This window comes from Mucilaginibacter sp. UYCu711 (assembly GCF_050433825.1).
In the GTDB taxonomy this organism is placed as follows: Bacteria; Bacteroidota; Bacteroidia; order Sphingobacteriales; family Sphingobacteriaceae; genus Mucilaginibacter.
The window spans coordinates 194848-209806 of the sequence record NZ_JBNPWM010000012.1 but is presented as its reverse complement, the minus strand read 5'-3'; the positions used below and the strand labels follow the sequence as shown (position 1 = coordinate 209806).

18 protein-coding genes are annotated in these 14959 nt (G+C 40.6%); all 18 read left to right on the top strand.

Annotated features, from left to right (window positions below):
• Position 1 precedes the first annotated feature (1 nt).
• The 18 genes from ABIB50_RS23380 to ABIB50_RS23295 all read left to right on the top strand — a co-directional run bounded on the left by ABIB50_RS23380 (position 2) and on the right by ABIB50_RS23295 (position 14959).
• Positions 2–343, top strand: coding sequence for a translation initiation factor (locus tag ABIB50_RS23380; protein WP_429383759.1), 342 nt, complete (start codon positions 2–4; stop codon positions 341–343).
• Positions 344–928: 585 nt separating this feature from the next.
• The gene (locus tag ABIB50_RS23375) at positions 929–1759 is read left to right on the top strand and encodes a MotA/TolQ/ExbB proton channel family protein (protein ID WP_429383757.1); all 831 of its coding nucleotides are present in this window, start codon (positions 929–931) and stop codon (positions 1757–1759) included.
• Between the two features lie 84 nt (positions 1760–1843).
• Complete coding sequence (locus ABIB50_RS23370) at positions 1844–2458, top strand: ExbD/TolR family protein (RefSeq protein ID WP_429383755.1); 615 nt, start codon at positions 1844–1846, stop codon at positions 2456–2458.
• Between the two features lie 6 nt (positions 2459–2464).
• Complete coding sequence (locus tag ABIB50_RS23365) at positions 2465–3001, top strand: ExbD/TolR family protein (protein WP_429383753.1); 537 nt, start codon at positions 2465–2467, stop codon at positions 2999–3001.
• Positions 3002–3031: 30 nt separating this feature from the next.
• Positions 3032–3853 (top strand): energy transducer TonB, encoded by an 822-nt coding sequence (locus ABIB50_RS23360; protein ID WP_429383752.1) that lies wholly within the window; start codon positions 3032–3034, stop codon positions 3851–3853.
• A gap of 137 nt (positions 3854–3990) precedes the next feature.
• A complete protein-coding gene (locus ABIB50_RS23355; protein WP_429383750.1) occupies positions 3991–4998 on the top strand; it encodes a PstS family phosphate ABC transporter substrate-binding protein in 1008 nt (335 codons plus the stop codon).
• 39 nt (positions 4999–5037) lie between these two features.
• Positions 5038–6795, top strand: a complete 1758-nt coding sequence (locus tag ABIB50_RS23350; protein ID WP_429383748.1) for a tetratricopeptide repeat protein — start codon at positions 5038–5040, stop codon at positions 6793–6795.
• 86 nt (positions 6796–6881) lie between these two features.
• Positions 6882–7253, top strand: coding sequence for an NADH-quinone oxidoreductase subunit A (locus tag ABIB50_RS23345; protein WP_429383746.1), 372 nt, complete (start codon positions 6882–6884; stop codon positions 7251–7253).
• A 194-nt stretch (positions 7254–7447) separates the two neighbouring features.
• A complete protein-coding gene (locus tag ABIB50_RS23340) occupies positions 7448–7990 on the top strand; it encodes an NADH-quinone oxidoreductase subunit B (RefSeq protein ID WP_429383745.1) in 543 nt (180 codons plus the stop codon).
• The gene (locus ABIB50_RS23335) at positions 7990–8493 is read left to right on the top strand and encodes an NADH-quinone oxidoreductase subunit C (RefSeq protein WP_429383743.1); all 504 of its coding nucleotides are present in this window, start codon (positions 7990–7992) and stop codon (positions 8491–8493) included. The genes ABIB50_RS23340 and ABIB50_RS23335 overlap by 1 nt, the downstream gene beginning before the upstream one ends.
• 3 nt (positions 8494–8496) lie before the next feature.
• Positions 8497–9708 (top strand): NADH-quinone oxidoreductase subunit D, encoded by a 1212-nt coding sequence (locus tag ABIB50_RS23330; RefSeq protein WP_429383741.1) that lies wholly within the window; start codon positions 8497–8499, stop codon positions 9706–9708.
• Positions 9701–10225: an NADH-quinone oxidoreductase subunit NuoE gene (gene nuoE, locus ABIB50_RS23325; protein WP_429383739.1), complete on the top strand. Its 525-nt coding sequence runs from the start codon at positions 9701–9703 to the stop codon at positions 10223–10225. Before ABIB50_RS23330 ends, nuoE begins: the two co-directional genes overlap by 8 nt.
• 197 nt (positions 10226–10422) lie before the next feature.
• Complete coding sequence (locus ABIB50_RS23320; protein ID WP_429383737.1) at positions 10423–10617, top strand: hypothetical protein; 195 nt, start codon at positions 10423–10425, stop codon at positions 10615–10617.
• Position 10618: 1 nt separating this feature from the next.
• Complete coding sequence (gene nuoF / locus ABIB50_RS23315; protein ID WP_429383736.1) at positions 10619–11983, top strand: NADH-quinone oxidoreductase subunit NuoF; 1365 nt, start codon at positions 10619–10621, stop codon at positions 11981–11983.
• 36 nt (positions 11984–12019) lie between these two features.
• Positions 12020–12376: a four helix bundle protein gene (locus tag ABIB50_RS23310; RefSeq protein WP_429383734.1), complete on the top strand. Its 357-nt coding sequence runs from the start codon at positions 12020–12022 to the stop codon at positions 12374–12376.
• A 51-nt stretch (positions 12377–12427) separates the two neighbouring features.
• Positions 12428–13426, top strand: coding sequence for a 2Fe-2S iron-sulfur cluster-binding protein (locus tag ABIB50_RS23305; protein ID WP_429383732.1), 999 nt, complete (start codon positions 12428–12430; stop codon positions 13424–13426).
• Positions 13426–14460 carry an NADH-quinone oxidoreductase subunit NuoH gene (gene nuoH, locus ABIB50_RS23300; protein ID WP_429383730.1) on the top strand — a complete coding sequence of 345 codons (1035 nt, stop codon included), beginning with the start codon at positions 13426–13428 and terminating at the stop codon, positions 14458–14460. The genes ABIB50_RS23305 and nuoH overlap by 1 nt, the downstream gene beginning before the upstream one ends.
• Position 14461: 1 nt before the next feature.
• Complete coding sequence (locus ABIB50_RS23295) at positions 14462–14959, top strand: NuoI/complex I 23 kDa subunit family protein (protein ID WP_429383728.1); 498 nt, start codon at positions 14462–14464, stop codon at positions 14957–14959.

Genomic DNA, 14959 nt, shown 5'->3' with positions numbered 1-14959 from the left:
TATGTCAAAAAAGAATAAGAATTTTACCGGGGTGATGTATTCTACCGACCCGGGCTTTCAATACAATGAAAACAGTACCGGCAATACAGCAACCTTACCGCCACAACAACAAAACCTGCGGATTTTTTTAGACAGAAAAGGTGGCGGCAAACTGGTAACAGCCATAGCGGGCTTTGCAGGCACCACTGCCGACCTGGAAGCAATAGGCAAAACGCTAAAAAGCAAATGCGGTGTTGGCGGCACAGTAAAAGATGGTGAGATAAAAATTCAGGGCGATTTCAGGGACAAGATTTTAGCGCTGTTATTGGCTGATGGATACAAAGCCAAAAAAGCAGGCGGGTAAATACTCCAAGTTAAAATCATGCGTTAAGTAATACAATAATTTAAAAAATGATTAGTTAAGCACATTGACTAATTTTTTAGTTATTATTGTAATTATAAAAAAAATACAGCCAGGTGCTTGTATTAGCGTATAAACCTGCTAATATTGCGCCACCAATTATAAATTTATAATAATAGTTATTGCAATTACGTTGCATTTGTGTATATTAGATGCGCCTTTGTATTGCAGGTTATTTTTTTAATGAAGAGATAACTAATTTATACAGGCTGATTTACGGACGACAAGTGATTTTTATAACAAGATAATTACAGAAGTATAACAGTATAATTACATAACTTTTATAACTTATTGCTTGCTATTATAAAAAATAATAAGTTTTATTGTAAAAAATTGTTGTAACAAGTATTGATTTTAATTGGCGCAATAATTAAAAATGTATATGTTGCAACTGAATGTTAAATAATTATTAAAGAATAACAAAAAAGTTTTTTTATTTCATTTAAATTCTATTTTTGTTATCCGCTTAAAAAACACACAATTAACTAACTAAAAATAAACAAAAACTAAAAACTAAAATTTAAAGTAATGGCAAACGCACCAACAAAACCAACTACCGTTAAAAAAGAAAGCTCAAGTGCATCTGGCATGTTTGCGACCTTGACTATCCCACTTTGTATCTTAACAACAGTATTAATTTTCTTCTTCATATTAGCAGATCCAAGCCACTACAAAGGTGGTGACGTTAACGCCGGAGAGCCGGAAGATGTATTTGGTATAGTTCACAGAGGTGGATACCTTGTACCATTGGTTATGGCTTATGTATTAATGGTAATTGTATTCTCTATAGAACGTTTTATTGTTATTGGTAAAGCATCTGGTACTGCCAGCATTGACACTTTTGTTAGAAAAGTACAAGGCTTCTTAACTGCAGGTAACATTGACGCAGCTTCTGCTGAGTGCGACAAACAAAAAGGGTCTGTAGCTAACGTTATAAAATCAGGTTTGAAAAAATACCGCGAAATGGAAGTTGACACAACTTTAGATGTTGATCAAAAAACATTAGCTATCCAAAAAGACATCGAAGAAGCAACAGCTTTAGAGATGCCTATGTTAGAGCAAAACTTAACCATCATTGCTACCCTGGTATCAATCGGTACATTAACCGGTTTGTTAGGTACGGTAATCGGTATGATCAAGGCCTTCCACGAATTAGCAGGATCTGGCGCTAACACAGCAGCGTTATCATCAGCTATCTCTGAAGCATTGGTTAACACTGCGTTAGGTATCGGTACTTCTGCTATATCAATTGTAATGTACAACGTATTTACATCAAAAATTGATGGTTTGACTTACGCTATTGACGAAACAGGTTTCAGCATCGTATCTACATTTGCTGCAACCCATAAAAACAAATAAATTTTAGTGTTAATATTCAGGCCCTGATAAGGTTGGGGCCTGAAATTAATTATTTAATAACACTATATATTTAAACAAAGTATTATGGCTAGAGTAAAAGTTCCAAGAAAGAGTACTGCAATTGACATGACCGCCATGTGCGACGTTGCCTTCTTGCTGCTAACTTTCTTTATATTATCTGCAAAACCAAAAGTTCAGGATCCGGTACACGCCGATATCCCTGCTTCAACAACTATCCAGGCGTTACCAGAGAATGATTTTTCAAGCCTGTTGGTAGCCGAGGGCAAAGTTTTCTTTAGCGTGGAAGGTGCAGAAGTGCGTATGGAAACGTTAAGAGGTATGGCCGATCAGTATAAAATTGCATTTACACCAGAAGAGATCAAACAATTTGCTACTGTTGATGCCGTAGGTGTATCTGTAACGTATTTAAAAACGTATTTGGCTATGACACCTAAAGAAAGGTCAACTGTGGCCCAACCGGGTGTGCCGGTAGATACTACTGATAATAACGAATTGTTTTGGTGGGTTAAAAACGCCCGTAAAGCCGACAAGCTTGTTCACAACAAAGAGTTGAAGATAGCTATCAAAGGCGATGCGAAAGAGGAATACCCTACAATTGCAAAAATTATTAAAACACTGCAGAAGCAGAAAGTTAACAAATTTGGTTTAATCACATCGTTAAAAACGGTGTCAAAATAAAAAATTATGGCAGAATTAGATACCTCCGGCGGGGGTAAAAAAGGCGGCGGTAAGGTTAGAAGTAAAAAGGCATCAACGCGCGTGGATTTAACCGCGATGGTGGATTTGGCCTTCTTGCTCATCACCTTCTTTATCCTTACCACAACGCTGCAAAAACCAAAAGCAATGGATTTGACCATGCCTGATAAGGATGACAACCATAACCAATTGCCGGTACCCGAAACAAGAACAATGACTGTATTGTTAGGTAAAGATAATAAGGTTGAATGGTACATGGGCTTACCTCAAAAACCACTAACAGCACCATCTGTTACCGGTTTTGGTAAAAACGGTATCCGTGAAGCTTTATTTGAAAGAGGCAAAGAAGTTTTGGCAAGATCAGGTAAATCAATGATTGTTCTGATAAAGCCAAGCGATAAGTCGACTTATGCGGATATGGTTTCAATTATGGATGAGTTAAACATAGTTGGCAATGAATCGCGGGCTATTGTTGATATCAGCCAGTTAGAAATTGATCTGCTTAAAAGAGACAATTTATATTAATAATTAACGTAAAATTTAAAGCTTCAAATAATGCTGGGATCTAAATTAGATATATTAAAGCAGGAGTGGATCGATGTTGTTTTTAGCGACCGAAACAAAGCTTATGGTGCGTATGAGTTAAGAAAGAAAAACGGGGGTAGAACCAGCCGTGCTTTCCTATACGGTGCTGCATTCTTTATCTTTGTTATATCGTTACCAACAATCATCAATAAACTTGAGGGATTTATCCCTAAGGCGCCCGTAAAAGTAAAGATCACCGACGTGGTATTAACACCGCCGCCGGTTGATGCGAAGAAATTACCGCCGCCGCCGCCACCTGAACCGCCTAAACCAAAAGTGGATCAGGTTAAATTCCCTCCTCCGATTGTAAAACCGGATAATGAGGTGAAAGAAGAACCGCCTACTCAAAAAGATTTGAAAATGGCAGACCCTGGTCAGAAAGACCAGAAAGGCGACCCTACAGCCGACATCAGGATTGATGAGCCGGTAGGTAACTCTGATACTAAAGCGGTTACTGAGGATGAAAACAAGATTTTTAGCCAGGTAGAAAAACAACCAGGTTTCCCTGGTGGTTTGGAAGCATTTGGTAAATACTTGAGTAACAACATTAAATTTCCGGCTGTTGATAGGGAAAATGGTACAAGCGGCAGGGTTATCTGCTCGTTCGTAGTTGAAAAGGACGGCAGCTTAACTGATATTAAAGCTGTACGTAGCCCAAGTCAAACCATGTCAGACGAAGCCATCCGTGTTTTGAAAAAATCACCAAGATGGACGCCTGGTATCCAGAATAACCGACCGGTTCGTGTAAATTATACCGTACCAATTGCATTCCAATTAGGAGAAGAAAACTAATTGTATGCCATCTGGGTTTCATAATAAGCAGAAATCGCTCAAAAGGCGGTTTCTGTTTATTTTAGGAGCAGCAGCATTTGTCTGCTATTTGGCTTTTGGCCTTTTGGTTATATTCTGGGATGAAATATTACCCGATTATGGCTACAAAAAAGTATTGTTTGGCTGCCTGCTTATTATATATGGGATATATAGATTTGCACGATTATTTAAAAAAGAAGAGGGTGATGAAGAATAACGCCGGTTATTTACTGGCAGGCATTTTGCTATTGATAAGCTTTATAGCTTGTAAGCAAAAGCCAACAACGTTAGTACCGGAAGAAACGGTTAACTCAGGCACAGTAAAAATTGCCGTAGATGAATCACTTCAACCAATAGTTGATGAAGAGGCTTATGTATTTAAGCAATTAAATACCAACGCGAATGTGGGTATTACCTACGGGACAGAAAATAGGGTGTTGCGTTTATTACTCAATGATAGTGTACGGTTTGTCATATTATCGCGCGAGCTGAATGCAGAAGAAGTAAAAATATTAAAGGATAGAACACTACCGCCTGTTGTTGACAGGTTTGCAGTTGATGCCATCACATTTATAGTAAATAAAGCATCAACTGATACGTTAACATCGGTAAATGAAATAAAAAAAATGTTGAACGGGCAGACTAAAACGAGCACTGATATCGTTTTTGATAACCCGAACTCAAGTTTAATTCGTTACCTGAAAGCGTTTTCAGGAAATACAGAACTTAAACTAAAAAACATTTTTGCTGTCAAAAACAATAAGGAAGTTATAAAATATATAAGTACGCATCCGCAGGCCATAGGCATAACCGGTTTTAACTGGTTAAATGACCCGGATAAAGATTATGCTGACGCGGTAAAAAATGTTAAGATAGTTGCCGTAAAGGATGAGAATAGTAAAGAGGCCCCTGGTCAATACTTTAAGCCATCTCAAACTACACTGGCATTAAACCAATACCCCTTTGCAAGAGGGCTGTATATTATAAACAGCACCGGTAAAATGGGATTAGGTTCGGGGTTTGCACAGTTTTTGTTGAGTGAACGCGGGCAAAGGGTTATCCTTAGATCAGGCATATTACCAGATTCGATACCCCCGAGAGAGATAAGTATAAAACGTAAATTTTAAATATATATCTAACTACAAATTATAATTAAAGCGATGAAAATGATCAGTAAAATAGCTAAGGCGGCAATAGGGCTGGTATTTATAGGATCAGCAGTTTTTGGGCAAAGTCTTGCCGATGCTAAAAAAGCTATCGATGCCGAGCAATATCAAAAAGCAAAAGGAATGCTTAAAAACCTAACGGTTACACAGCCAACCAGTGACGAAAACTTTTTTTATCTGGGATGGGTATATCTTATTCAGGATTATGCCGATTCTGCAAAAACAACATTTACAAAAGGTATAGCTGTCGACCCTAAATCGGCTATAAACTATGTTGGATTAGGCGCGGTAGCGCTTCAAAGCAATGATGATGCCGGCGCCACATCTAATTTTAACCAGGCTATTACTTTAACACAAAAAAAAGATAGTAGACCATATTTATATATTGGCAAAGCATATTTGATTGATGCTAAAGACGGAAAGTTCCCGCCTGCAAAAGCAAATGCAGCTATTGATGCCTTAACAAAAGGAAAAACTGTTAATCCAAAAGACGCCGAGATAATGGTAGCTTTAGGTAACGCTTACCGATCTCAACTAAAAAGTAATGAAGCTTATGATGCTTATCAGGCAGCTTTAACACTTGATCCAAAATCGCCGTCAGCAAATGTGGCCGAAGGTGTATTATGGAAATATGCAGACAATTTTGAAAGTTCTGAGAAACAATTCGCAGCAGCTATAGCAATCGATCCTAATTTTGGTCCTGCTTATCGCGAGTTAGCAGAAACCAATCTTACACAAGCGCAATCAAACATTAAAGTTGCATCTGTTAAGGTAAAAGAAGGTGTTGAAAATTATAAAAAATACCTAAGCTTAACTGATGAGTCTGTAGAATCACTACTACGTTACGCCGACTTCCTGGTTAACGCCGGTGATTATGTTGCTTTACAGGAAGTTACTACCAAATTATCAAAATCAGGCACTGTTAATCCGCGTATCTATCGTTACTTAGGTTATGCAGCTTACGAGAATAAAGATTATTCTGCTGGTTTTACCGCGCTGAATAATTGGTTTGCTAAAGCACAGCCTAATCGTATTTTACCACGTGATTATTTGTACTTGGGCCACTTGCAAATTGCAAGCGGGAAAGATACCTTAGCCGGCATAGCGAGTTTAAAGAAGGCTGCCGAGCTGGATACCAATAAGACCCCGGAAATTTATGCAGAAATAGCCAATGTTTACAAAGCTAAAGGCAATTATCTGGAGTATGCAAATACCTACGAAGAACTAATTAATAAGGTGCATGGTAAGCCATTGCTAACTGAGCATGCTAATATGGGGATATTTAATTACCTGGCGTTCACTAATCAAGTTCGTGCTGCCAAGACCAATCCGGCAATTAAACCAGATTCGACTTTATTAACCAAAGCCGATTCTGCTTTGAGTTTTGTGCAGCAACACGCTACTGCGCCTATTTTACTGGTAGTTCAGTACCGCGCTTATATTGCTGATCAACGTGATGCAGTATATGCAACCCTAAAAGGGTTAGCTAAACCTTATTATGAACAAATAGTACAAATTCTTACCGCTAAACCATCTTTGACTGATAAAGAAAAATCTGCGTTAGCCGATGCTTATGCATCATTAGGAAATAACTATCAATATCATGATAAAGATGATGCTAAGGCGTTAGAAGCGTTTGAAAAAGCACGGGAGCTTGATCCGAATAATAGATTTGTAAAATTCTATTTTGATAATCACCCAACAACTCCGGCTACCCCTGCTACCCCGGCCACTCCAAAGAAAGCTGGTACAAAATAATATTTAATTGATACAAAATAATATTTAATAAAAAAGGCCTCGATTGAGGCCTTTTTTATTACCAACCCATTTGTATATTTGCACCCATGGAAGTACAAAGTTTACCGGTTAATTATTTACCTATCATTTTCCAAATGATAGTGGCTATAGGTTTTGTGGTAGGTACCATGTTTGTAACACACAAAATAGGCCCCAAGCGTGTAACAAAAGATAAGTTAACACCGTTCGAGTCGGGTATTGAAGTTATTGGTAATGCCCGTACACCTATTTCTATTAAATACTTCCTGGTTGCTATTCTTTTTGTTTTGTTTGATGTCGAGGTGATATTTATGTACCCCTGGGCAGTGAATTTTAGGGAGCTTGGCGCAAACGGAATGTATGAGATGTTTATTTTCATGGCTACCTTGTTAGCTGGTTTTATCTATATCATAAAAAAAGGCGCGTTAAACTGGGATTAAAGCCCCACCCAAACCCTCCCCGGTAGGGAGGGCTTTATAAAGTCTCCCCAACCGGGGGAGATTTAGAGGAGGCTGTTTAGAATTGTTCTAAATATATTTCCTGTCAGTAATAGTGTATCAAATACAAGGTTTTTTATCATAAATTTGCGCTTTCTATTCAAGTTTTTGGATAGGATTTTGTAGTAATAGATTTCATGAGTGATATTCAAATAGTTGGTGCTCCTGCCGGTGTAGAAGGATCAGGATTTTTTGCTACTTCGCTGGATAAAGCGGTAGGCTTAGCCCGTGCAAATTCTTTATGGCCATTACCCTTTGCAACATCATGCTGCGGTATTGAGTTTATGGCTACCATGGCTTCGCATTATGATCTGTCGCGTTTTGGTGCAGAGCGTTTAAGCTTCTCGCCACGCCAGGCCGACCTTTTGATGGTGATGGGTACCATTGCTAAAAAAATGGGTCCGGTATTGCGCCAGGTTTACCTGCAAATGGCCGAACCACGTTGGGTTATGGCTGTTGGGGCCTGCGCATCAAGCGGTGGTATTTTTGATACTTATTCGGTTTTGCAGGGCATAGATGAGATCATCCCGGTTGATGTGTATGTACCAGGATGCCCGCCCCGCCCCGAAGCTATTATTGACGGCTTTATGCACATACAGGAATTGGTTAAAACCGAGTCGGGCCGCAGGCGTAATGAGCCTCAATACCAACAACTATTAGCTTCATACGGTATACAGTAATGGGTAAGATAACTAACGAAGAGCTTTTAGCAAGCATCAATAGTAAATTTGAAGGACAAGTTACTGTAGTAGGCGACCCTTATGGATTGCTAACAGTAGAAACCAATACCGAAACTATCATTGCCTTATTAGGCTTTATAAAAAACGATCCCACCCTTCAATTTATTTATTTAACGGATATTACCGCCGTACACTATCCTGATCAGGAAAAGACTATCGGCGTTATTTATCATGTACATAGCCTGGTTAATAATGTACGTATCCGTATCAAAGTATTTATTGATGGCGAAAATTGCCATATCCCTACAGCCACAACGCTATGGGAAGGCGCTAACTGGATGGAGCGCGAAACATATGATTACTTCGGTGTTATATTTGACGGCCACCCTGATTTGCGCAGAATATTAAATGTTGACGACATGACGGCCTTCCCGATGAGAAAAGAGTTCCCATTGGAAGACCCTAACCGTGTTGATAAAAAAGATTATTTTTTCGGAAGATAAAAGATGCAGAACCATCCGGTATATACAGATAACGATCCGCAGAACGAACTATCAACCCTTAACTTAGGGCCAACGCACCCGGCTACGCATGGCGTGTTCCAAAACGTACTGCAGTTAGATGGCGAAAGAATTGTTAGCGGCGTATCAACTATTGGATACATCCATCGCGCTTTCGAAAAAATTGCCGAACACAGGCCGTTTTACCAGATAACCCCATTAACAGACCGCTTAAATTATTGCTCATCACCCATAAATAACATGGGCTGGCACATGACGGTTGAAAAACTGTTAGGCATCACCACTCCAAAACGTGTGGATTACCTGCGCGTAATTGTAATGGAGCTTGCCCGTATCAGCGACCATATTGTTTGTAACGGTGTGTTGGGTGTTGATACCGGTGCATTTACAGGTTTCCTGTACATGATGGAACATCGCGAAGCTATTTATGAAATTTACGAAGAAGTTTGCGGCTCGCGCTTAACCACCAACATAGGTCGTATCGGCGGTTTCGAGCGTAACTTTAATCCCATAGCTTTCGCCAAGTTGCGCAAGTTTTTGGTTGATTTCCCTAAGACATTAAAAGAGTTTGAATCGTTATTTAACCGTAACCGCATATTTGTTGACCGTACCAAAGGTGTAGCAGCTGTTACAGCCGAAGAAGCGTTAAACTATAGCTGGAGTGGCCCATTACTGCGTGCTGCCGGTGTTGATTATGATGTTAGGGCGATGAACCCTTATTCATCATACGAAGATTTTGAGTTTGAAGTACCGGTTGGCGACAACGGCGACGTTTACAACCGTTTCCTGGTACGTAATGAAGAGATGTGGCAAAGCCTGCGCATAATTGAGCAAGCTTTAGTAAAGCTGGAAAAAGAGCCAACTGATATTTTCCATGCTGATGTACCTGAGTTTTACCTGCCTCCAAAAGAGGAAGTTTATAATAACATGGAAGCGCTGATCTATCACTTTAAAATAGTGATGGGCGAAATACCTACACCAAATACCGAAGTGTATCATGCTGTTGAGGGAGCTAACGGCGAGTTAGGTTTCTATTTAGTGAATGATGGCGGACGTTCGCCTTACCGTTTGCACTTCCGCAGGCCAAGCTTTATTAATTACCAGATGTACGCACCCATGAGTAGGGGTATGTTACTATCTGACGCGATCATAAACATGAGTAGTTTAAACGTTATAGCCGGAGAATTAGATGCTTAGAGTTGAAGATACTGTACAAGGTCCGGTTGAATTTTCAGCCGAGCTGACAGCTCAGTTTGCTGATATTGTAAGCCGTTATCCCGAAGGGAAACAAAAATCGGCCCTATTACCTATACTGCATTTGGTACAGGCCGAGTTTGGGTGGACAAGCCCGCAGGCAATGGATAAAGTTGCCGAATATTTAAAAATACAACCTGTTGAGGTTTATGAGGTAGCATCGTTTTACAGCATGTACTTTTTGCGCCCACAGGGTAAATATGTTTTAGAGGTTTGCCGCACCGGGCCTTGCTGCCTGGTAGGTGCCGAAAAAATAATGGATCATATTGAGCAGCAATTGGGTGTTAAAGAAGGCGAAGTTACTGCCGACGGCCTATTTAGCTGGCGCGGAGTGGAATGTTTGGCAGCGTGCGGTTTTGCACCTGTTTTACAAATAGGGCCTGAATATACTTTCTATGAAAAGCTAACTAACGAGTCGGTTGACCAGCTGATAGCTGATTTGAAGGCAAAAGGAAAATAAGTACTAAATGGATGGACAATGCAAACGTGATAATAGGAGATTCATTATTTGCATTAGGTTTAATTTTAGTATTTGTAACAGGCGGATTAAAAGAAAATGGAATTATACTGGTACCGCTGCTTATTGTAGCATTTGCCAGCTGTGTAGTAAGACATATTAATTATTATAACGAAACCGGAAGGTATTTTTAAAAGCGAATGACGGCTAAAGGATGGATGATATTAAGGGATGTAACGTATGCAATATTGATTGTATTGTTGCTGCTGCCGGGCGATTATAATCCTTTTCCGGGAATTGAAATTACTTATAAGATTATCCTGGTAGTGCTTGCAGTTGGCGTACGCGTTTGGCAGCATATTAATTACTACAAGGAAACCGGCAAAATATATTAAGATGGGACGCAAATTACTTTTAGAACATATTAACGTACCCGGCATCAATACATTTGATGTGTATCGCCAAAAAGGTGGTTACAGATCAGTAGAGAAGGCTTTAAAACAGATGACATCCGATGAAGTGGTGGAAGAAGTTAAGAAGTCGGGCTTGCGCGGCCGTGGTGGGGCGGGTTTCCCTACCGGGATGAAATGGGGCTTTTTGGCTAAGCCGGAGGGAGTTGCCCGTTACCTGGTTTGTAATGCTGACGAATCTGAACCCGGCACTTTTAAGGACCGTTACCTAATGACCTATATCCCTCACTTATTAATTGAGGGTATGATAGTGGGTAGTTATGCCTTAGGTGCAAAAACATCATACATATACGTACGCGGCGAAATGATGCCGCAGATCCGTATCCTTGAAAAAGCCATTGCCGAAGCCAAAGCTGCCGGTTTCTTAGGAAAAAATATATTAGGTACGGGTTATGACCTGGAGCTGTATGTACAACCAGGCGGTGGTGCTTACATCTGCGGCGAAGAAACCGCGCTTTTAGAATCATTAGAAGGTAAACGTGGTAACCCGCGTATTAAACCACCGTTCCCGGCTATTGCAGGGTTGTATGGTTGCCCAACTGTAGTTAACAACGTTGAATCAATAGCTGCTGTAGTACCCATTATTAATGATGGTGGCGAAGAGTATGCTAAAATAGGTATCGGCCGTAGTACCGGTACTAAATTAATATCTGCAGGAGGTAATTTAAATAAACCGGGTGTTTATGAAATTGACCTTGGCCTGCCGGTTGAAGAATTTTTATACAGTGATGAATATTGCGGTGGCATAGCCAACGGCAAACGCTTAAAAGCGGTTGTTGCGGGTGGTTCATCAGTGCCGATTTTACCGGCTAACCTTTTCTTTAAAACAGCGGCCGGCGATGCGCGTCTAATGAGCTATGAGTCTTTATCAGAAGGTGGTTTTGTTAGCGGCAGTATGATGGGGTCGGGCGGTTTTATCGCTTTTGATGAAGACCAGTGTATTGTTAGAAATACCTGGAACTTTGCCCGTTTTTATCATCATGAAAGCTGCGGACAATGTTCGCCTTGCCGTGAAGGTACCGGCTGGATGGAGAAGGTATTGCACCGTTTAGAGAACGGCCATGGCAGTATGAGCGATATGGACCTGTTGGTTGATGTATCAAAAAAGATTGAAGGTAATACCATTTGCCCGTTGGGCGATGCAGCAGCCTGGCCGGTAGCCAGTGCTATACGACACTTCAGGGATGAGTTTGAATGGCACGTATCGCATGCAAGCGAAGCTACGACAAGGAATTACGGATTGGCTCATTACGCTGACCCTTTACCTAAGCCGGAGCCGGCGGCAAGTTAAGTCAAAATTAAAAAGTAAAAATTCAAAATAGATGCGTTGAGTGAAAGGCCTTTTGATATAAAACATAGATGTTACCAATTCTCGAAAGAGACTGTACTCTTTATATCAAACGCGAAATATGAAAGAATTTATTTTTCGATTTTTGATCAGTTATTAAGAAGCGCAACCTCGATAGGGGCAAACATAGTTGAAGCGAAAGCGGGTAGTTCGGTAAAAGACTTTAAAAACTTTTACGCGATTGCCTTAAAATCGTCAAACGAAACAAAATATTGGCTTTGTTTAATTAGGGATACAATCCTGACTAACCAGAAAGAAGCCATAAATAAATTGATAAACGAAGCGGATGAGTTGTCAAAAATCATCGCCTCAATAATAATTAATGTACAAAAATGATACTTTAAGATTCACCGGTTTTTGACTTTTGAATTTTTAATTTTGACTTTAATGAAAGTAACGATAGACGGAATATCAGTAGAAGTACCAGACGGAACATCCATCCTAAATGCCGCAAGGATAATAGGTGGTGATATTGTGCCGCCTGCTATGTGCTATTATTCTAAACTGGCCGGTAGTGGTGGTAAATGCCGTACTTGTTTGGTAAAGGTTAGCAAAGGATCAGAAAAGGACCCGCGCCCTATGCCTAAGCTGGTAGCATCATGCCGTACCAACGTAATGGACGGTATGGAAGTGCAAAACATTACCTCGCCTGAGGTTATTGAGGCACGTAAGGGTGTGGTAGAGATGTTATTGATCAACCACCCGCTGGATTGCCCGGTATGCGACCAGGCCGGCGAATGCCACCTGCAGGACTTAGGTTTTGAACACGGCGCCGCCAAAACCCGTTACGAGTTCGACCGCCGTACATTTAACCGCATTGATATTGGCGATAAGATCCAGCTGCATATGACGCGTTGCATTCTTTGCTACCGTTGTGTTTATGTTGCCGATCAGATAACAGATCACCGGATCCATGGTATCATGAACAGGGGAGACCACTCTGAGATCTCGACTTACATACAAGCAGCAGTTGATAATGATTTCTCTGGAAATGTTATTGATGTTTGCCCGGTAGGTGCGTTAACTGACAGGACCTTCCGCTTTAAAAACCGGGTTTGGTTTACCAAGCCGGTTGAGGCGCACCGCGATTGCGATCACGAAAAATGTAAAGGCGAAGTAACACTTTGGTACAAAGGCGAAGACGTTTTGCGTGTTACCGCACGTAAAGATGTATATGGCGAGGTTGAGGATTTTATTTGCAACACCTGCCGCTTTGATAAAAAGAAAACTGCCGATTGGGTAATTGAAGGCCCGCGCAAAGTATCACATAAATCAGTTATCAGTTCAAATCATTACGAAACTTTGAAACCGTTGCCGGTTGTTAAAACCAACCCTGTATTGCAGGAGGCTAATAAAGAACAATTTGAACGCGAAACACGCTTATAATGGAATTAGCAGACATCATAGTTAAATTTATATTAGTTGTTATCATTTTTGCGATAAGCCTGGTGATAGCAATGTACTCTACCTATGCCGAGCGTAAGCTGGCAGCATTTTTCCAGGATCGTATTGGACCTAACCGTGCGGGCCCATGGGGTATTTTACAACCTTTAGCCGATGGTGGTAAAATGTTTTTGAAAGAAGAGATCATCCCTACCAATGCCAGCGGCTTCTTGTTTATTGTAGGCCCTTCACTGGCGATCATGACAGCTTGTATCGGTTCGGCAGTTATTCCGTGGGGGCAACAATTAGTTATAGGTACCCATGTTATTGACCTACAGGTTGCCGATATTAACGTAGGCATCCTTTATATCTTCGGTGTGGTATCATTAGGAGTGTATGGTGTAATGATAGGCGGTTGGGCATCAAACAATAAATACTCTTTATTGGGTGCTATCCGTGCTGCATCACAAAATATCAGCTATGAAATTTCAATGGGTTTATCCATTATAGCTCTGTTATTAGTTACAGGCACTTTAAGCTTACGCGAAATTGCAGAGCAGCAACATGGCTGGCACTGGAACGTAATCTATCAGCCGGTTGGCTTTATACTGTTCCTGATTTGCGCTTTTGCCGAAACCAACCGTTCGCCGTTTGACTTGCCCGAGTGCGAAACCGAGCTGGTTGGTGGTTATCATACCGAGTATTCCTCAATGAAATTAGGTTTCTACCTTTTTGCAGAATACATTAACATGTTCATATCGTCGGCAGTAATGGTTACACTTTACTGGGGCGCTTATAATTATCCGTTTATGGATTGGATGGCGGCTCATGCGGGTCCGAACATAGCTGTAATATTGGGCGTTGTTTTAATGTTTGCCAAGATATTTTTATTCATATTCTTCTTCATGTGGGTACGCTGGACAATCCCGCGTTTCCGTTATGACCAGTTAATGGATTTGGGTTGGAAAACTTTAATCCCATTGGCTATAGCTAATATAGTTGTAACCGGTATTGTTATTACTTTAATAAACAGATAAGATGGAGCCGTTAAGTAATAAAAGAAAACAAGTAGATAACAAGCCGCTAAATTTTTTAGAGCGCGCTTACCTGCCTGCAATAATAAAAGGCCTGGGAATTACCATGAGCCACTTTTTTAAGAAGCCGGTAACCATTGCTTACCCGGAAGAGAAACGCGAGTTCTCTGAAAATTTCCGTGGTATGCACTCGCTTAAGCGTGATGAGAATGGCAAAGAGCGTTGCACAGCTTGCGGCTTGTGCGCATTATCATGCCCTGCCGAGGCCATAACCATGATAGCTGCAGAGCGCCAGCCTGGAGAAGAGAATTTATACCGCGAAGAAAAATACGCTGCCGTTTACGAGATAAACATGCTGCGTTGTATTTTTTGTGGCCTTTGCGAAGAAGCCTGCCCTAAGGAAGCTATCTATTTAGATGGTGATATAGTGCCTTCTGATTATTTAAGAAAAGATTTTATTTACGGCAAAGACAAATTAGTTGAGGCCCCGTTAAATCCATAA